This is a genomic window from Ruminococcus bicirculans (ex Wegman et al. 2014), from assembly GCF_000723465.1.
Lineage (GTDB): Bacteria > Bacillota > Clostridia > Oscillospirales > Ruminococcaceae > Hominimerdicola > Hominimerdicola aceti.
This window is the reverse complement of the sequence record NZ_HF545616.1, coordinates 885277-904647: the sequence shown is the minus strand read 5'-3', so window position 1 is coordinate 904647 and position 19371 is coordinate 885277. Positions and strand designations below refer to the sequence as shown.

15 protein-coding genes are annotated in these 19371 nt (G+C 43.1%); 5 read left to right on the top strand and 10 right to left on the bottom strand.

Going from position 1 to position 19371, the window contains the following annotated elements; translation table 11 throughout:
- The first annotated feature begins 5 nt into the window (after positions 1-5).
- Genes RBI_RS03995 through RBI_RS03985 form a run of 3 tightly spaced genes read left to right on the top strand, consistent with a single transcriptional unit; the run spans position 6 to position 2348 of the window.
- Positions 6-845 carry a hypothetical protein gene (locus tag RBI_RS03995; protein ID WP_038671207.1) on the top strand — a complete coding sequence of 280 codons (840 nt, stop codon included), beginning with the start codon at positions 6-8 and terminating at the stop codon, positions 843-845.
- Positions 838-1704, top strand: a complete 867-nt coding sequence (locus tag RBI_RS03990; protein ID WP_038671205.1) for a hypothetical protein — start codon at positions 838-840, stop codon at positions 1702-1704. Before RBI_RS03995 ends, RBI_RS03990 begins: the two co-directional genes overlap by 8 nt.
- 2 nt (positions 1705-1706) lie before the next feature.
- Positions 1707-2348 (top strand): ABC transporter ATP-binding protein, encoded by a 642-nt coding sequence (locus tag RBI_RS03985; RefSeq protein ID WP_038671203.1) that lies wholly within the window; start codon positions 1707-1709, stop codon positions 2346-2348.
- A gap of 257 nt (positions 2349-2605) precedes the next feature.
- Here the strand turns inward: RBI_RS03985 and RBI_RS03980 are convergent, their stop codons facing one another.
- The 3 genes from RBI_RS03980 to RBI_RS03975 form a co-directional block, all read right to left on the bottom strand.
- Positions 2606-3925 carry an aspartate kinase gene (locus tag RBI_RS03980; protein ID WP_038671201.1) on the bottom strand — a complete coding sequence of 440 codons (1320 nt, stop codon included), beginning with the start codon at positions 3923-3925 and terminating at the stop codon, positions 2606-2608.
- Positions 3926-4123: 198 nt separating this feature from the next.
- Positions 4124-4270, bottom strand: coding sequence for a hypothetical protein (locus RBI_RS14925; protein ID WP_158455080.1), 147 nt, complete (start codon positions 4268-4270; stop codon positions 4124-4126).
- A 130-nt stretch (positions 4271-4400) separates the two neighbouring features.
- Positions 4401-6320, bottom strand: a complete 1920-nt coding sequence (locus RBI_RS03975; RefSeq protein WP_038671199.1) for an EAL domain-containing protein — start codon at positions 6318-6320, stop codon at positions 4401-4403.
- Between the two features lie 471 nt (positions 6321-6791).
- On the opposite strand from RBI_RS03975, the gene RBI_RS03970 reads away from it, so the two are divergent.
- Together RBI_RS03970 and RBI_RS03965 are read left to right on the top strand one after the other, a co-directional pair.
- Positions 6792-7040 carry a hypothetical protein gene (locus RBI_RS03970; protein WP_038671197.1) on the top strand — a complete coding sequence of 83 codons (249 nt, stop codon included), beginning with the start codon at positions 6792-6794 and terminating at the stop codon, positions 7038-7040.
- The gene (locus RBI_RS03965) at positions 7040-9139 is read left to right on the top strand and encodes a heavy metal translocating P-type ATPase (RefSeq protein ID WP_038671195.1); all 2100 of its coding nucleotides are present in this window, start codon (positions 7040-7042) and stop codon (positions 9137-9139) included. The genes RBI_RS03970 and RBI_RS03965 overlap by 1 nt, the downstream gene beginning before the upstream one ends.
- Before the next feature lie 77 nt (positions 9140-9216).
- Here RBI_RS03965 and RBI_RS03960 read toward each other — a convergent pair whose 3' ends face one another.
- From RBI_RS03960 to atpC, 7 genes are all read right to left on the bottom strand, one after another.
- Positions 9217-13185 (bottom strand): CIA30 family protein, encoded by a 3969-nt coding sequence (locus tag RBI_RS03960; protein WP_051706416.1) that lies wholly within the window; start codon positions 13183-13185, stop codon positions 9217-9219.
- Between the two features lie 421 nt (positions 13186-13606).
- The gene (locus RBI_RS03955) at positions 13607-14389 is read right to left on the bottom strand and encodes a ZIP family metal transporter (RefSeq protein WP_038671193.1); all 783 of its coding nucleotides are present in this window, start codon (positions 14387-14389) and stop codon (positions 13607-13609) included.
- Positions 14386-14760 carry a metal-dependent transcriptional regulator gene (locus RBI_RS03950; protein WP_022288608.1) on the bottom strand — a complete coding sequence of 125 codons (375 nt, stop codon included), beginning with the start codon at positions 14758-14760 and terminating at the stop codon, positions 14386-14388. Before RBI_RS03950 ends, RBI_RS03955 begins: the two co-directional genes overlap by 4 nt.
- A 271-nt stretch (positions 14761-15031) precedes the next feature.
- Complete coding sequence (locus RBI_RS03945; protein WP_022288609.1) at positions 15032-15286, bottom strand: heavy-metal-associated domain-containing protein; 255 nt, start codon at positions 15284-15286, stop codon at positions 15032-15034.
- Positions 15287-15378: 92 nt separating this feature from the next.
- Positions 15379-16833: a nicotinate phosphoribosyltransferase gene (locus tag RBI_RS03940; protein ID WP_038671191.1), complete on the bottom strand. Its 1455-nt coding sequence runs from the start codon at positions 16831-16833 to the stop codon at positions 15379-15381.
- Between the two features lie 95 nt (positions 16834-16928).
- Positions 16929-18707, bottom strand: a complete 1779-nt coding sequence (locus RBI_RS03935) for a Na/Pi cotransporter family protein (protein ID WP_038671189.1) — start codon at positions 18705-18707, stop codon at positions 16929-16931.
- 156 nt (positions 18708-18863) lie between these two features.
- Positions 18864-19265 carry an ATP synthase F1 subunit epsilon gene (gene atpC / locus RBI_RS03930; RefSeq protein ID WP_022288612.1) on the bottom strand — a complete coding sequence of 134 codons (402 nt, stop codon included), beginning with the start codon at positions 19263-19265 and terminating at the stop codon, positions 18864-18866.
- Positions 19266-19371 lie beyond the last annotated feature (106 nt).

Below are 19371 nucleotides of genomic sequence, written 5' to 3'. Positions count from 1 at the left end.
AGAACATGAATTTCAATAAGTGTCTGAAAACACAGCTTTGTAAAATGCTCATCAGCCCTGTGCCTGTAATATGTGCCATTATGATATTTGGCTTGTGCTGTATAACAAATGTTTACACCGATGCAGACGGCGGAAAAGGCTATTCAGTATTGACCATACTGCTTTTGCGTGACCCCACAGAGGCTGTTGAAGGAAATTCTGTCGTTCGTGAAAATATCATTCGTGCAGCTATGAGCAGCTGGCTGATAATGTTTTCGCCTGTTGTATGCGTTCTGCCGTTTGTTAAAAGTGTTTCAGCAGAGAACATCTCGTTAAAGCGGTTTGAAATGCAACGCAGCGGAAAAATTGCTTTTGCTGCATCAAGACTTGTGTCGGCGGTGCTTACTTCAGCGGCGGTACTTTGTCTGGGATACGGGCTTTTTGTGATATTTACAGTAATTATGTTTCCGTCTGTTATGGATACGAACAGTCATTCAGCTGCGGCAGTGCTTCATTCAATGAATATAGGCTGCTTTTATTTGAGCCGAATGGCAGGTGCTTTTATAATAGGAGCGTTAAGTGCATTGCCTGCATATATCATCTCTGTTTTCAGCAGAAACAAATATATGATGACTTGCATACCGTTTATGTTCTTTTATTTTTACAACACTCTTATAAACAGACTTTCAAAAGGGTTTTCCGCCAATGTCGGAAAGATCGTCAGCTTATTTTCATTCAACGGGATATTCCGAGCCATAGAAAACGGCATGACTGTGTATGTGATCTTAGCCGCAGCCGTATTGATGATACTTGCGGCGATAATTGGCGTCAGCTTCTTGCAAAGGAGGTATGACTGTTGTGAGTAAAACAAGAATAAGGGCGGTATGGGGGACGGCACAAAGTGAATATATCAAATGGATATGCAGTTCAAGAATGTTGATATTTCTATGTGCATTGATATTCATAGATCAATTTGCCGTAAAGCCGTTAGTTGAGATATCAAAACAAACAGGCGTTAAACTTGGTCTGTTTGAGCCGTTTATTGCAATAACCAATTCAGACGTACTGCTGATGATAATGCCCATAGTTTTTATTACGCTTATAGGAGATTTTCCTAAAAACGATGGAAATATGCTGTTTTGCGTGCAGCGCACATGGCGTGTTAATTGGCTGCTTGGGCAAATGCTTTTTCTTGTTATGTCTTCACTTACATTTATGCTTGGAGTTATACTCAGCACGTTTCTTGCGGCGGCAGGTTATTTGCAATGGAGCGAACAATGGTCGGCAACAGTCACAGATTACAGCAGGCTCTTTCCCGAGAACGCCGATAGCGTTGCTGCAAATCTTATTCCTGAAAATCTTTACTACCAATATGTACCGCTGCGGTCGGCAGGCAATTCTGCGGTGCTGATATTTCTGCTGTTATTGGTGTGCGGTCTTATTATGCTCGTTTTTGCAGAGCTTAGGCAAAAGCTTCTGGGTGTAGGCATAAATGTCTTTTTACTTCTGGCAGGCGGTGCGGCAATATACCTTGAAACGCCGATACGCTGGGCTTTTCCGTGTTGTAATGCCATAGTGAAAACGCATTTTACAAAGTTCTTCAGGCAGCAGATATATGAAATATCTTATTCCTACATATATTTCTTTTCAATCATAGTATCTTTGATCTTGCTGTCATTAGTTTTGCTACGGAAAACTAATTTTCTGACGGCTGGGGAGGAATGATAATGGATATCATAGGAGTTAGCAACGTGTGTCTTACTCTTGGCAAAACGGAGATACTAAAGCACATAAATGTGTCCTTTGAGGAGGGCAAGATACACGGACTTATCGGCAGAAACGGCAGCGGAAAGACAATGCTTATGAAGTGCATATGTGGTTTTATCAAGCCCACGAGCGGTGAGATTATCGTTGACGGCAAGAAGGTCGGAAAGGACGTTGATTTTCCGAAAGATATGGGAATTATCATTGAAACACCGGGGTTTATCCCATACTATTCAGGCTACAAAAATCTCAAGCTGCTTGCAGGGCTCAACAACAAGATCGGCAAAGAGGAGATAAAAAGCAGTATGAAACAGGTGGGACTTGATCCTGACCTAAAGCGTCACGTTCGTAAATACAGCCTTGGTATGCGGCAGCGTTTGGGACTTGCACAAGCCATTATGGAAAATCCGAAGATACTCATTCTCGACGAGCCGTTTAACGGTCTTGACAAGGACGGAGTAAAAGAAATGCGTGAGTACCTGCTTTCATACAAGGAGCAGGGCAAGACTATTCTTATATGCTCACACTCTGCGGAGGACATCTCCGTGCTGTGCGATACTGTGCATGAAATGGATAAGGGTGTGATAAGTGAGATCAAGGGGTGAGCTAATCAAAAAAACATCATCTGCGTCAGTGCGAGGCTTTGCCGTTGGCTAAGAATGGGACATTGGAAAATAAACCGGATAGCATTTTCAAATAAGTTTTGATATATAACGCAAAAAGACAGATACCTCAGTCAAATGAAGTATCTGTCTTTCTTATTTCTTAGTTATAGCCTGCTGTATAGGTCTTTCATAATAGTTGTTGAAAAGTTTCTATATTAGTACCGACCTAAGCCGTCCGCCATATTTTTCATATTGTATTAAAGCTGTGTATCAACAAAAATTGTATAGATAGCCTTCATTGCAGATTCAAAATCAGCCTCGTTTACACCGATGATGATATTAAGCTCGCTAGAGCCCTGATCTATCATCTTTACGTTTACATGAGCGTGTGCAAGGGCTGAGAATATTCTGCCTGCTGTACCTCTGTTTGACTTCATTGCACGTCCCACAACTGCAATAAGCGCAAGGTCTGTTTCAATATCAATTGTATCAGGGTGACAGTTTCTGTGCAGACCTGACATTATCTCCTGCTCCTTTGGAGCAAACTCTGCCTGATGAACAACGACAGACATTGTGTCGATACCTGAAGGCATATGCTCAAAGCAGATACCATTCTTCTCGAATACTTCAAGCACTCTTCTGCCGAAACCAAGCTCTGCGTTCATCATATCCTTTTCGATATTAACTACAGTAAAGCCCTTCTTTCCTGCTATACCTGTGATCGTGAATGCAGGCTTCTGAGATGTGGACTCAACGATCATTGTACCCATATCCTCAGGCTTGTTTGTGTTCTTGATGTTTATTGGGATACCTGCTTTTCTTACAGGGAAAATAGCGTCCTCATGAAGTACACCTGCACCCATGTAAGAAAGCTCTCTCAGTTCCTTATATGTTATGGTAGTGATAGGCTGTGGGTTGTCGATAATTCTAGGGTCGCATACCAGGAATCCTGATACGTCTGTCCAGTTCTCATAAAGATCAGCGTTTACTGCTGCGGCAACGATAGAACCTGTTACGTCAGAACCGCCTCTTGAAAATGTCTTGATAGTATCGTTAGGCATTGAGCCGTAGAAACCAGGTATTACCGCATTGTCAAGTGTAGCTAATCTCTGAGGAAGCACCTCGTTTGTTCTTGCAGAATCAAACTGACCCTGATCGTTAAAATAGATAACATCGGCAGCGTCAACAAAGTTATATCCAAGATAGTTAGCAAGAACGATACCGTTAAGATACTCGCCACGGGAAGCCGCATAGTCACGTCCTGCCTTGCCGATAAAGCAAGCCTTGATAGTTTCAAACTCCTTGTCAAGAGAAAGGTCAAGACCCAGATCATTGATTATGCCGTAATATCTTTCCTTGATAGCGTCGAACTCGCTGCTGAAATCCTTGCCCTTTGCAGCAAGATCATAGCAGCCGTAAAGCATATCAGTTACCTTTGTATCGTTTGAAAATCTTTTACCAGGAGCAGACGGCACAACAAATCTTCTTGAGCTTTCCGCTGTGATTATCTCCTTTACCTTTTTGAACTGCTCAGCACTTGCAAGAGAGCTTCCACCGAATTTTACAACCTTTGTCATTTCACAAACCCCTTATAAACTATAGAATTATTCCTGTCTGCGTACTTTTCCCACGCTGACGTTACAATAAATAGTATACCGAATTTGCGTGATTAAGTCAATGTATAAATGGACTAATTTTTATAGTTTTTTCAATGTATGTTTGTGAAATACGCTTGTATTTGTATGACGGACAACTCATACTTATCTGTCTGCCTATTATCTGTAATGTTCGTCTATCCACTTATCATGTTTTCGTGAAAGAAAGCCCCAGCGTTCTTCAACACAAAATGCAGCAGATAAAACAAGCGGCAAAGAAAGCAGCACAGCCGCAATAATAAGAATAGCCATATTACTTACGTTCACAAGAACGCCTCCCGTCTTGGTTTTGTTATGACTATATTATAGCGTTCCTTACTTAAACAAACCTTAATGCAAAGTGAAAACCATGTGAAAAAAGCCCCGACCGAAGTCAGGGCTTTTTTCATCAGACTGCTTAAACCGTCACAGCCTGAGTATTATTCTTTTTAAGCACCTCAATAAAATCTTTTTCAGGAACAGGCTTTGAGAAGTAGTATCCCTGAATGAAATCACAGCCCATGCCAAGAAGCGTGTCGAGTTGGTGCTTGTCCTCGATACCCTCGGCGACTATCTGCATATTGAGCTTCTTTATCATCGCCACTGTACTTTCAATGGCGATATGCGCCTTTTCGCTCTTGAAACATTCCCAGACTATTTCCTTTTCAAGCTTGATAAACCTGAAAGGCAGGCTGAGAAGATATGTCATATTTGAATATCCCGTACCATAATCGTCAAGTGCAAACTTCACACCATAGTCGGAAAGGGTCTTGATGTTTTTCTCCATAATGTGCGGAGTATACACCGCCGCAGTTTCCGTTACTTCAAGACAAATAGACGATGGGTCTACCTTGTATCTGTCCATAATGCTGAGAAGCTGCTCTACAAGGTCAGATTGCATGCACTGGACTACCGACAGGTTTACCTGCACATATTCGATACCAAGTGAAGTTCCCACGCCTTTCTTTATAAATCGGCAGGCTTCCTCGAAAACATATTTGCCTATTTTGAGTATCTTGCCGTTTTCCTCAGCTATAGGAATAAATTCCTGTGGAGGGATAAATCCAAGCTTTTCATCCTTAAGCCTAACAAGGGCTTCACAGGAAACTATCTTGTTTCTTGAACTTGAATATATCGGCTGATAGTATACCTCAAAGCCACGATTATCCAGAGCCTTGTCTATAGCATTTTCTACCTCGCTTCGACGTTTGCTGTCATAAAAGTTTATGTCAGTTGCATGAAGAAGTCTTTCAGTTTCAGGTTCACGATGCTTGAACTGCTCGATAAAGTCCACCAGCATATCTGCATTGTCAACGTCATCAGGGCAGTCGATACGCATAAAGCAGGCCGTTATCAAAGTATCAACAGTACCTATATTCCAGTTTTCAGACAGCTTTTTCCTTATCGCACGATACGTTTCCCCCACCTTTTCAGAATCCTTCGGAAACATAAGAGCAAAGCATTCGTCCTCCAAATAAAATCCATCGCCCAGATTAACAAAGTTATAAAGATAGTCGGAAAAGCTTCTTAACAGAGAGTTGGAAAAACGTCCGCCAAAGGTTTTCATAAACATTTTGAAATCCGGTATCCTTATGAGCAATAATGTAAAATCAGAAGCTGAGGCATATTTTATGGAACACCTATTGACAAAGCTGCTCCAGTTGAGCATTTTCGTTCCTTGGTCTATCATATCGTCCTGACTTTGCAAAGTGAACATTATTAGAAGCATACATACAGATGCCGCAAAGCACTCCACAAGGAGGAGTTTATTGATCATCTGAACAATTACCGCCACTACCGTCATTGAGATAAAGGCTGTTATAGAAGTAACCACCTGTCTTGATAGCATACTTCTATTACCCATTGCGTAAACGATGCCAAATATAAGATAATAAATCGCCACAATGTATGTAAATGGCTGAAGAGTGCCACGATGATAACCACCTTGACTATCCACATAGATTATAAAATGTGTTACAGGCGTCGTAATCACAAGCAAAAGGTCAACGATCATCGGTGTATATAAAAAGCTTTTGAAAAGAGCCGACATCTCTTTATAGCCGTCCGTCAGGAAAAGTATATAGATCACAAATAGAAACGGAATAAGATTATGTGTAAAATAATAAGCCGTATGGAAGAAGATTTTAAGCCCTATGCCCCATTCACCGGTAGAAAACACACTTAAAATATCCAACACAGTTGACAAAGCCGAGTCGCCCACGAGAATGCCAAAGACCTTATTCTTATTGCACGGAATACGCTTCTTGAAATAGAATACAACTCCTGTGATAGCATATATCACAAGGGCACATATATCATAATGGATAATATAACCCACAACGCAGACCTCCCCGTATTGTTATGGTAATATTTTAACATAACTCTGTTATGGCTTCAACCGATTTAACAAAAAGTTATAATATTTTTGGTTGTGTGCATAACTTACATATAAATAAAAGCCCGAATTTATGGTTTTTGTCAATTATTATCTATTCGTTGTAATGTTCATTCTTGCGGTTTACTGATAAGATATCATAAACATTTTAACATTATCCTAAAGCTTCACCCAAATATGAAAAGTTAGAAAAACGATGATAATTTAACTTACGGCAAAAGATTATACATAGTTTTAAATAATTTTTAAATTTGTCGGTTTGACTTGACTAATAAACATCTTGGAGTTATAATAAAAACGTGGTAAAGATCTGTCATAAGACTTGTAAAAAGCTAGTCTTTTGACAGAGTTTCTGTATATACAGAAATAATTAGTTCTTACTAATATCTAAAAACAAAACAGGAGGTAATAATTATGTTAAAATGTTTTAAAGACGAGAAATTCTGGTGTGCAGTAGGCGGAGCAGCCGCAGTCATTCTTGGCAAGAAAGTCGTAAAGGCTAAGAAAACAAGAGAGCTTGCCGTTACAGGTCTTGCAAAGGGAATGAAGCTCAAGAGCGACGCTCAGTCAGCACTGAGAAGCATGAAGGACGAAGCATCTGACATCTGCTATGACGCTAAGGTTGAGGCAGGGATAAATGACGAGGAAGAAGTAACTGAATAATGAAAGCTCAGATCGTTTATGACAAGCCCTGCCGCATACGTTTTCGCTGTGGTAGCAACGCTTTCACAAAAGAACTTGAACGGTCGATACATAAGCTTGTTATGTCAAACACGTGGGCGATCGCCTGCGAGGCTCACTATGAGAACGGCGGAATACTTATACGCTATAAAGAGGGTCACAGAGCCGAAGCTGTCAAACTTGTAAGAAACCTCAGAGGAAGCGACCTGGCACCTGTCAGCGACAATCAGTATGACACCGAGGAGATAGACAGAACATTCAAATCTGACCTTGCAAAGCTTGTGATGCAAAGATATATAAGAAAAGCTATTCTGCCTGCACCTATAGGCGCAGCACTTATCGTGTACAGCGGACTTAAATACATAGCAAAGGGCGTAAGCGCACTGTTTGACGGCAAGCTTACAGTTGAGGTGCTTGACGGAGCGTCAATAAGCGCTTGTCTTATCCAGAAAAATTACAATACGGCTGGCACTGTCATGTTCCTGCTTTCTGTATCAGGCTTGCTGGAGGATTACACAAGAGCAAGAACAAGAGCCGCTCTTACTGACAGCTTGGCGATAAAGGCAGATCAGGTATGGCTGGCAGGCAAGGACGCAGATACTCTTATACCAATGTCACAGCTTCAGGTGGACGATTGCATAAGAGTTCGCACAGGAAGCGTTATTCCTGTTGACGGTCAGATAACCGAGGGCGAAGCTTACATAAATGAAGCTTCCATGACAGGCGAGCCTCTTGCGGTCATGAAGAGCGCAGGAGCAAGCGTATTTGCCGGAACCGTTGTCGAGGAAGGCTCAGTTGTGATAAAAGTTCGCAAGCTTTCTTCCGACACAAAGATAAGCAAGATAATCGAGCTTATCGACAACTCAGAAAACCTTAAAGCAGGGGTGCAGAGCAAAGCGGAGCGTCTTGCGGACTCTATCGTGCCGTACAGCTTTCTTGCCTTTGGTCTTACACTGCTGTTTACTAGAAATGTCACAAAAGCAGTTTCCGTTCTTATGGTGGACTATTCCTGCGCTATCAAGCTTTCAACGCCTATAGCCGTTATATCCGCTATTAAAGAAGCCGCTGATGATGACGTTACGGTAAAGGGCGGAAAATATCTTGAAGAATACGCACTTGCCGATTCTATCGTTTTTGACAAGACCGGCACTCTTACAAACGCTGAGCCTGTGCTTGAAAAGGTAATAGCCCTTGGGGATTACTCCGAGGCGGAAACGTTGAAAATTGCGGCTTGCCTTGAAGAGCACTTCCCTCACAGCGTAGCGAGAGCTATAGTAAAGGGTGCGGCCGATAGAGATATCGACCATGCCGAGGAACACGCCGAGGTGCAGTATATAGTTGCCCACGGAATTTCAACAACGCTTCACGGTAAACGTGCTATCATAGGAAGCAGGCATTTTGTCTGCGAGGACGAGGGCATAGAAATAACAGACGAACAGCAGGCTGAGATCGACGAAAAGTCGGGAGCATGCTCGGTAGTTTATCTTGCTGTAGGCGACAAGCTCACAGGTGCGCTCTGCATAAGCGACCCGCCTAGACCTGAAGCTGAGGAAGCCGTTAAACAGCTCAAAGAAGCAGGCATCACAAATATCGTGATGCTCACAGGCGACAGCGCAAAGGCTGCCGAGATAACTGCACAGAAGCTTGGCATATCAGATTTCAGGGCGCAGGTTCTTCCTGAGGACAAGCACAGATATGTTCAACAACTCAAAGAGCATGGACACAGAGTAATAATGGTAGGCGACGGAATAAACGACGCTCCAGCCCTTGCGGCGGCAAACGTTTCTGTTGCAATGAGCGATGCTTCCGATATCGCAAAGGAAACTGCCGATATCACAGTTCGTGGTGCAGACCTTACACAGCTTGCGGCTATAAGACAGCTTAGCGAAAAGCTGATGCACCGAATAAACAGTAACTACAGATTTATACTGCTGTTCAATTCAGTGCTTCTGCTGTCAGGAGCTTTCGGGCTTTTACAGCCGTCAGCCTCAGCGCTTCTGCACAACGCTTCAACAATGGCGATCTGTGCAAAGAGCATGACTCCTTTAGAGGATAAAAAGCGCAAAAAGAAAAACAAGTAAACAAAATATAAAGAGCGAATGATCGTAACGTCATTCGCTCTTTTTTCATCTTAATAAATGTAACGCTTTTTCTTAAATTACCTAGCAGGTGTACAGTAGCAAATAGAATAAACTGTGATATCACCGTTTTTGGCCGCAGCATGAAGCTGATCCAGCTTATCAAAACCTGTACCAAGCTCCTTCACACAGTCTGCATATGTGAACTTAGCATAGTAATGATCATGCACTCTGCCTGTTTCGCTAGGCTGAACTCTTGCCCAGCTTGCTCCTCCTGACCAGCTCTGGAGAATAAGCTCAAGCTCGTTCTCTGCACCTGAATACTCAACATAGAAATAGCCATTTGCAGAGAGATGCGAAACATCAAAACTGCCATAATTTTTTGAAGTCATAACTGAAACTGCCTGACCCCATGAGCCACATGATTTTGCACCCCAGAAAATAGATACATATGGATCCTGCTCCGGCTTATCAGGGTCAACAGGATCTACCGGATCAACCGGCTCTGTTGACTTTCCGACAATATACTTAACACTAAGAACTTCGATATCTCCGTTAGCCGCACCAACATGGAAGCGGTCTACTTTAGAGAAATCTGTTGTTCCGAACGCCGCCGCAACATCGTCGTAGCTGTACTTTGCGTATACAATGCCGTCCTTTTCTGTTACCTCAGTTGGTGAAACTCTCGCCCAGTCTGCACCGCCTGACCAACTCTGGAGAATGACCTCCGCCTTGTCAGTGCCGCCCTTGAACTGAACTTCAAAATATCCGTCCTTTTCGATAACTGAGCTGTCAAAACTGCCGCCCTCCTTGGTTGTGGAAAGTGTGATAGCCTGACCCCAGCCTGATGTCTTTGCCGAGCCTGTGAAGATAACAGTTTCTTTTTTGTCACTTACCTCGCCAGTTGCAGGGATAACCTCTGTCTTTATCACCTTGCCGCAAGTTGTACACTCAGTGTGCTTTGAGCCATTTTCTGTCGCAGTAGCCGCCTTGTCGATTATCCATGTGCTTTCGCTGTGACCTGTCGCAGGGATAGTTTCAGTGTACTTTTCACCGCATGAGCAAGTGTATACCTTTTCGCCGTCAGCTTCGCAAGTTGCAGCCTTTGTTGATGTGAGGGTATAGCTGTGCCTGTGACCGATAGGGTCGGTGTAATCGTCCTTCTTTGTCTCGCCGCAGGAAGCGCAGGTGTAGATAGTGTAGCCCTTTTCGTTCTCTGTAGGAGCAACTGTCTCGCCCTTTACCCAGCTGTGACCCTTTGCAGGGATAGTTTCAGTGTACCTGTCTCCGCAAGTACAAGTGTAAATTTTCTCGCCATCTGTTGTGCATGTAGCTTCCTTTGTTACCTTTGCGGTGTAGCTGTGAATGTGTGATGACTTAACATTCTTGACAGTGAGTGCAAATGTATCTGTGCTTCCGTCTGAGAATGTGTATGTAAGTGTGTAATTACCATTTGTAAGCGTCTTGAGCCAGCTTTCGTTGAGCATTATCTGACTTCCGCTTGTAGAATAATCTAAGCCGCCTGTAAGCTTCTTGCCGTTTACTATGATAGACTCTACGCTCTTTCCATAAAGCACAAGGTCTGTTCTCACACCGCTTGGAGCATCAGCGTCAAATATGCCTGACTTTGTGGAAAGGTGTGGCTTCTCGATCTGTCCGTCCTCGTAGAAAACAACATTGTCTATGTAAACTGTACCTGTCTTTCGGGCAGAATCTCCGCCCATATAGAACGAGAACTGGTTAAGCTTTGATGTATCAAGATTTCCGCCCGACTGCCAGCTTGGCGCTTTAAAGTCAGCGAATGGTATCTTGATAGTTTTTCCGCCTGCGAAATCAAGTGCTATCTGCGCTTCAAAATAATTGTCGTTTGCGTCTCTAAGCTGAACAGTAAGGCTGTTGCCTGTGCCGTCCCCCTCTACCCAAAGCTCAACGCCTGCAAATGATGAAGCATTTCTTACTGCAATAGGGTGGTTTACTCCGCAGTAGCCGTTTGGCGAGCCGATATCATATCCGAAAGCAAGCGCCTTTGAACCGTTCTTAGCAGCAAGAGAAAGTGAAACTTCATTGCCGCCTGTGTTTCTTGAATAAGACGACCAAAGTGCCTTATCATTTGAATAGCTCTCAAATGTGTCAAGCTCATCAAAGCCTGTGGTGTCGAAAACATTTATTGTAAGCTCCCTATCCTCGCCCTCATAGAAATCGAACTTAAGCGTCACAATGCCTGCTGAAAGCGTCTTGAGATATGCACTTTTAATGGTCACAGTGTCGCCCGAAGTTGTGTAATCTGTACCCTCTGCGAGTGCTTTTCCATCAGCAACAATGCCTCTGAACTCGCTTGTCTTGCGATCCATGGTGATATCAACATCACTGCACTTCTTAGGGTTTACGTCAACAGAGATTATCTCAGGAGAGATAATAGGCTTAGGGATAGAGCTGTCGCTCACCGTCAGATTGAACTTAGGCTGATTGCCGCCTGTTGTGAGTATCCTGCACGAATACTTTGCAAGCTCCTGCCTTTTAAGATAAGAAGCCTTGATAGTAACAGCGTTGCCCCTTATGGTGTAATCGTCTGACGAGAGTTTCTTTCCGCCGACCTCAACACCGCTTATGCTGCCCTCTTTCATAGAAACATTCACCACAACGTTACCTGACTTGCTTCTGTCAAAACTGTATGTAGACTTGTCAGTGGTGTTTACAATGTTCTTCTTTTCCATTTTTGCAGCAGCGTTCATCATAAGAGTTCTTGTGCTGTCCGTCTTTTCGATACCCTCAGGGCCGTAAACGGTGTAGCCGTCATAGTCCTGATAAAGAGTGCCGTCATCAAGATAGGAAGCTATCATCCAGTAGTTGAAGCCCTGATATTCAACACCCTCATAGTAGTCCCCTGTTACAATATCCAGCCAATCGGAATAAGCGGCGTCACGCTTTGTTTTGTCTGTAAGACCGAATTCCTCAAAGATAATAGGCTTGTCAGCGGAAGATGTGGTCTGGGCATGGCGCTTTATCCATTCGAGGTCATCATCGCCAAGGTCAAAGCCCCACTGATCAACGTACATATGCGGTGTGCCAAAGTCTACAGTGTCGATAGTCATAAGCTTGTCAAAGTCAACACCGTAGTAGCCTGAATATGCGGAAGACGGAAGATCTTGCCTTGCAGCTTCCTGATAGCCAAGGTTATAAAAGCCCTCGTCGCCAACAGATACCATGTGATAAGGGTCGATAGACTTTACATATGCTGACATTTCCTTTGCCCAGTTATAAAGAATATCGTCCTTGCAGAACTCGTCAACAGTACATCTCGGCTCGTTTGAAAGCTCCCAAGAAAAAACAGCTTCAGAATCCATAAGCTTCTCGCCTGTGTAGTAGTTGGTGTGATTTAACAAAGTCTTGATATAATCCTTATACCAACCCTTGATAGTTTCATTAGTGTAAAAATCACAGGTGTCCTTTTCGTCCACTTTGCTATTGCCAACGCTCTTGCCCTGTGACATCTGATACCACTTTACATACTGACCCATTCCACCGAACGCTTCCCAATAGTTCGTGAAAGTGATAACAAGTTTCATATCATGTTCTTCAGCCTGCTTGATAATATAATCAAGATGTCTCAGGCCGTCCTCGCCCTCGTTCACAACAGGTTTGCCAGCCTCATCGTCCCAATACTGGAAGTAAACTCCGTCCTTTTCGCCCGTTCCGTCATTGTTGCCCTCAAAGGTCTCATGACCAGACTGCGAGTCGATCTCGCCTGTTTTCTTACCAACGTCAAGATTTCCCCAAATTCTTATTACTTTAAGCCCCATTTTTGAAGCGTCATCGAAAACATTCTTTACCTCACTCTTTGACTTATAGGTGAGATAATAGCAGTTCGTGCCGCCGTAATAGTAAGGGCTTCCGTCACACATAAACTTTGAGCCGTCAACATAAACAAATCCCTCTGGGTGTGTCGCCGCATACTCCGCATATGCGCTGATATCTGCGAAAGGCACAATGCTAACAGCCATTGCAGCAGCCGCCAGAGCCGCAGAAAATCTTCTCATTACTCCTGTCATAACCATACTCCTTTTTCATTACTTTAACTAATTTCTGATTAATTTAGCTTGCCGAATTATTGCATTTTTACTTTATCACAAACTTAATTTAATGTCAATCTCTTAAAACGATTAAGCAAACAAATTTTTAAAAATCAATGTTTTTGACAAATAAAGAAGTACAAACTTAGTGAATTGTGCTATAAGTAATCATCATTTTATATTATTTTTGTCTTTCATTACCAAAGGAAACAATGGTTAAAAAACGTTTACATTTCATATTAACATCAAACGTTTAAGATAAACAAATTAACAAATGCAATTTACACACAAAACAAAGCCGGACATATCATTTCAAAATGATATGCCCGGCTATACAAAAAAGATATTCAATACACTTACCATGCATAAAGATGATCCCTATGTAAACATAAAAAAACACCTATCCAAGTGCCACATCAAGTATCATCATAAGCACAAAACCCAGCGCAAAAACTATCGTTCCAATATTGGAGTGTGGCTTTTCCGACATTTCAGGTATAAGCTCCTCCACCACGACATAAATCATAGCACCTGCCGCAAAGCTTAGAAGATACGGCAAAACAGGGATTATAAACTGTGCCAAAAGTATCGTCAGCACAGCCCCAACAGGCTCGACAACTCCCGATAAAACGCCGTAAACAAAGGCTTTTCCCTTTCCCATACCCTCCGAACGCAGTGGCAAAGATATTATCGCACCCTCAGGAAAGTTCTGTATTGCGATACCGAGGGATAATGCCAACGCACCAGCGGCGCTTATAGCATGATGGTCAGCCACCCAGCCTGCATATACAACGCCAACAGCCATTCCTTCGGGGATATTGTGAAGCGTCACCGCAAGCACAAGCATGGTAGTTCGCTTGAAACCGCTTTTCGCTCCCTCAGGCTCGGTGGCATTCATGTGAAGATGCGGTATAGCTCTATCGAGAAAAAGCAGAAAAAACACTCCAAGCATAAATCCAACCGCCGCAGGAACAAACCTCAGTCTACCCATTTTCGCTGATTGCTCCATAGAGGGTATTAGCAAGCTCCACACGCCTGCCGCCACCATTACTCCTGCCGCAAAGCCTGTCAAGGCTCGCTGGACAAGATAATGCAGATTTTTCTTCATGAAAAGCACACACGCCGCACCAAGAGATGTACCCAAAAATGGTATCAGAATGCCTTTAAAAATAGTCATGCTCATTGTTCTTCACTGATATGCTTCTTCAATGCCGCAAAGCTCTCGTCAGACAAAACGTGTTCTATCTTGCAGGCGTCATGTTCAGATATTTTTCTGTCAACACCAAGACTTACAAGCCACTCTGTCAATACAAGGTGCTTTTCGTAGATCTTTTCCGCAACATATCTGCCGGCGTCAGTTAGAGTGATAAAACCGTTTTCGTCCATTGTGATGAACTTTCCCTCACGAAGTATCTTCATAGCGTTTGATACGCTGGGTTTTGTAACATTCAGCTCCCTTGCAACATCAATGCTCCTCACCTCGCCGTTTTGCTTGTTCCATAAAACGAGTATCGTCTCCAGATAGTCCTCCCCAGACGTGTGAATGTTTCCCATTTGTATGCCCCTTTCTTTGTTAGTTATAGCTAACTTGCATCTATAAAATTACTGCACGCCACGAAGCTAAGCCTATCAAAACAAAACGCCTTTTCACAAAAAGCTTTTTGCAAACTTAGCCGCACCTTTCTCGTGCAGTATCAAATGTATAGAACATCGGTTAATGTATACTAACTGATATTTATTATATCACAGAAAATATGTTTTGTCAAGCAAACAAAAAAAAGCCGTGACAGACCTTTTCATCTGCCACGACTTTGTGCATAGCTATTTACTTGAATCTTGCAAAAAATCCTTTTTTCTCATAAGGCTCTCTTTCAGCGGAAATAAAAGTGTAGCCTGTTTTCTCAACTGCTTCTTTAAGCTTTTCATCAGGGATATCTTCATCAACTATAGCCACAGTTTCGCCCTTTGCATGGGAAGAGCTTACCTTTTTCACCTTGAAATTCTGCCTGAAAGTGTCATTCATATGCGATTCACACATTCCGCACATCATTCCGTCTATTTTTACTGTTATCTTTTCCATTTCTGACCCTCCAATGCTTAATAGGTTAGAATTTGCTAACCACGCTTATTGTAACACAGCCTATAGCTTTTTTCAAGTCAATAATGTAAATTTTAATCTGCCGTTTGTCTGTTGTTCTCCGCAAGAAGATAATTCTTCACTTCCCAAAGCTTCTGAGAAAGGTCAACATAATAAGTGTGCGGATTTTCAAATCTTGTGATCTCGTCCCAAAGAGTGTCTATCTCAGCCGCCGCATACTTTACGATATCCTCATATGCAGGCTTCTTGTATACGCACTTGCCGTCCTTGAATATCTGCTGTTGAATAGGCTTTGCCTCAAAGTTTGTGACGACCTTTTTCTTCCATGTAAACTGTGGGTCAAAAAGCGTAAGGGGTCTGCTTTCATCTATCACCTCGTCATGAACACACAGCAGGTCAGCCACAGCCTTGTGGTTATTCTTATCATAAATTCTGTAAAGCTTTTTGAAGTGCGGAGTGGTTATCTTCGCCACATTTTCAGAAATCTTTATCTTAGGCTGAATATTGCCATCATCGTCCTCCACAGCCGCAAGCTTGTAAACTCCTCCGAAAACAGGCTCGCTCTTTGCGGTGATAAGTCTTTCGCCCACTCCGAACATATCCACCTTAGCACCCTGATATATCATATCTCTTATAAGATACTCGTCAAGGGCGTTTGAGGCACATATTTTGCAATCAGAATAGCCTGCCTCGTCAAGCATTTTTCTTGCTTTCTTGGAAAGATAAGTTATATCTCCCGAGTCTATCCTTATTCCCACAGGTCGGCAGCCCATAGGCTTCAGCACCTCGTCAAAAGCCTTTATTGCGTTAGGCACACCGCTTTTCAGCACATTATAAGTGTCCACAAGCAGAACAGTGCCCTTTGGATAGCACTTGCAGTATGTCTTGAAAGCCTCCAGCTCGCTGTCAAACATCTGCACCCATGAATGTGCCATTGTGCCTGTTGCATTAAAGCCGAAAAGCTGGTCTGTGATAGTGCAGGCTGTGCCTGAGCAACCGCCTATGCCTGCGGCTCTTGCACCGAGTATGGCAGCGTCTGCACCATGAGCACGTCTTGAACCAAACTCAGATACCGCCCTGCCCTGAGCCGCCCTTACAATACGGTTAGCCTTTGTTGCAATAAGTGTCTGATGATTTATGCAAAGCAGAAGATAAGTTTCCACAAGCTGAGCCTGAACAGCAGGGGCTCTTACTGTGATGATAGGCTCGTTAGGAAACACAACAGTGCCCTCCGGCACAGCAAATATATCTCCTGTGAAGTGGAAATCCTTAAGATATTCAAGAAAGCCTTCGTCAAAAATGCCCTTTGAGCGCAGGAACTCTATGTCCTCTTCGTCAAAATGCAGATTTTCGATATAGTTTATGACCTGCTCAAGACCGCAGGCAATGGCAAATCCGCCACCGTCAGGTATCTGTCTGAAAAACAGATCAAAATAAGATATCTTTTCCTGCATACCGCTTACAAAGTAGCCGTTTCCCATTGTCAGCTCATAAAAATCGCACAGCATAGTGTAATTGAATTTGTCCATTTTGCTCTCTCCTTTTCAGCTTATAACAAGAGGGACTAATGTCCCTCCTTGCTGTTTTACAATATTATATCACGCCACAGGTGCAAAAACCTGAACTAAAGCGCAAACTTTTCTGAATATTCAGCCAACAGCTTCTCGTAATAGTCAGGACCGTTTCTGTGAAGCTTATCAAGATATTCATGCTTTTTAAGGCTGTTGTATTTCTCTTGGTTTGCGATAAGATAGACCGCAATATTTGAGCAGTGGTCTGATATTCTCTCAACATTTGTGAGTATATCAAGGAAGTTCACACCCACCTCGATGTTACAAAGACCATTCTTAGACCTGTCGATATGAACAGCCTTAAGCTCCTCAACAAGTCTGTCTACTACTTCTTCAAGTGGCTCGATCTCCTTGAGAACGTTCATATCCCCTGTCTTTGTGGCTTCGATAGCAAGCCCGATTATCTCCTGAATGGCGTTGCACACAACATCAAGCTCGTGCTTCGCCTGCTCAGAAAAACCGATCTCCTTTTCATAAAGAACATCTGCAGTTTCATAGATGTTTATAGTATAGTCGCCTATTCTCTCATACTCTGAAATAAGGTGGAAAAGCGCTGTAACAGTTCTCGACTCATCCTCGTTCAGACCGCAGTCGTTGAGCTTTATAAGATATGAACCTACTCTGTCCTCAAGCCTGTCGATAAGCTCCTCACGCTCTTTTATCTTGTCGATAGACTTAAGGTCATACTTGTCATAAAGCTCTCTTACCGATATGAAATTTTTCTGTGCCAGCACGCCCATTTGAACAACTGCCTCTGTAGCCTGTGCGATAGCAACGTTTGGAGTAACAAGAAATCTGTCGTCAAGAAGATCCTCCTTAGTGAAAGTATCATCGTCCTCAGCGTTCTTCTTATCTCTGATAGTCCATTCGGCAAGTTTTTCAAGCACTGTATAGAACGGCAGAAAGATTATAGTTACCACAACATTGAAGATAGTATGGAAGTTTGCGATGCTTCCCGTTGTAAAGCTATTATTCCAGAACGAAAATCCTATTGTATACTGAATGATATAAACGCCGATAAGAAAGATTATAGTACCGATAAGGTTGAAATAGAAGTGTATCATAGCGGCTCTCTTAGCGTTCTTTGAAGCACCTATACTTGAAATAAGAGGTGTAGCACAAGTACCGATGTTAGTACCCATTATGATAGGAAATGCAGAAGCGAATGTGATAGCGCCTGACACTGAAAGTGCCTGCAAAATGCCTATAGAAGCGGCTGATGACTGTATGATAGCCGTGAATATCGCACCCACCAATACGCCCAGAACAGGGTTTTTAAGCACTGCAAAAAGCTGCTCGAACTGCGGAAGCTCTGCCAGCGGAGCGATCTTCTCCTGCATAAGTATCATTCCGGTAAAGAGGATACCTATGCCCATCATTATCTCGCCCACGTTCTTTGTCTTGTTCTTCTTGCCCACCATTATGATTATAAGACCGATAACGATAAGTATAGACGAGAAATTCGACGGCTTGCAAAGCTGCAATATAGCAGGGCCGCTGCTGTCGCCCTCGAGGTTTGTGAGCCTTAATATCTGCGTTGTCATGGTCGTTCCGATATTTGCACCCATGATTATTCCAACTGCGCCCTTAAGCTTCAAAAGGCCTGCGTTTACAAGTCCCACCACGATAACAGTAGTTGCAGACGATGATTGCACCGCTGCCGTCACCAACGCACCGAAAAGTATTCCTGAGAACACGTTTCCCGTCATTTTCGCAAGGACCTTCTCCATAAGTCCGCCCGAAGCCTTTTCAAGTCCCGAACTCAATATGGTCATTCCATATAAAAACAGACCAAGTCCGCCCGCCATTCCGATAATGTTAAAGATACTCAAATCAATTCATTCCTTTTCTTGTTTTTTCCACTGCACAACGTCCGAGCACGCCCCTGCGCACCCCATTACTTACCTTACCTTTACGCCGATTTTACTTAATAAATAAAACAAAGCCAAAGCCTACACGGATATCCCGCAAGGCTCTGACTTTGATAATTATTTCTTTCCTGCCACCACAAGTCTGTTCATGGCACGTCGCAGCTTCTGCTCCGCCCTTTCAAACTCTTTCTGGCTAGCATTTTCTCTGAGCTTGTTCTCTGCCGCAGCCTTTGCCTTTTCGGCTCTTGCAACGTCTATCTCATCAGCCCATTCGATAGCAGATGTCACCACTGTCACACCGTCAGCAGACACCTTTATAAGCCCTCCCGAAATAGCGGCTGTTCTGAACTCACCTTCTATTTTGATACGGAAAGGAGAAGAAACGATATTTGCCACATATGGCGCATGACCTGCAAGTATACCGATATCACCTGATACGGTCCTCACAATGATCTGCTCAGTATTTCCCTCAAAAAAAGTTTTTTCAGGGGTTATTATCTTAAGATCAAAAGGCGTCATAATCTTTCTCCACAAGTTTTTACAAATCAGCGTGTGTGACACAAAATTGCCACATACATTCACTATATACTATAATCCGACTCTTGTCAAGTATTTTTCTTTAAAC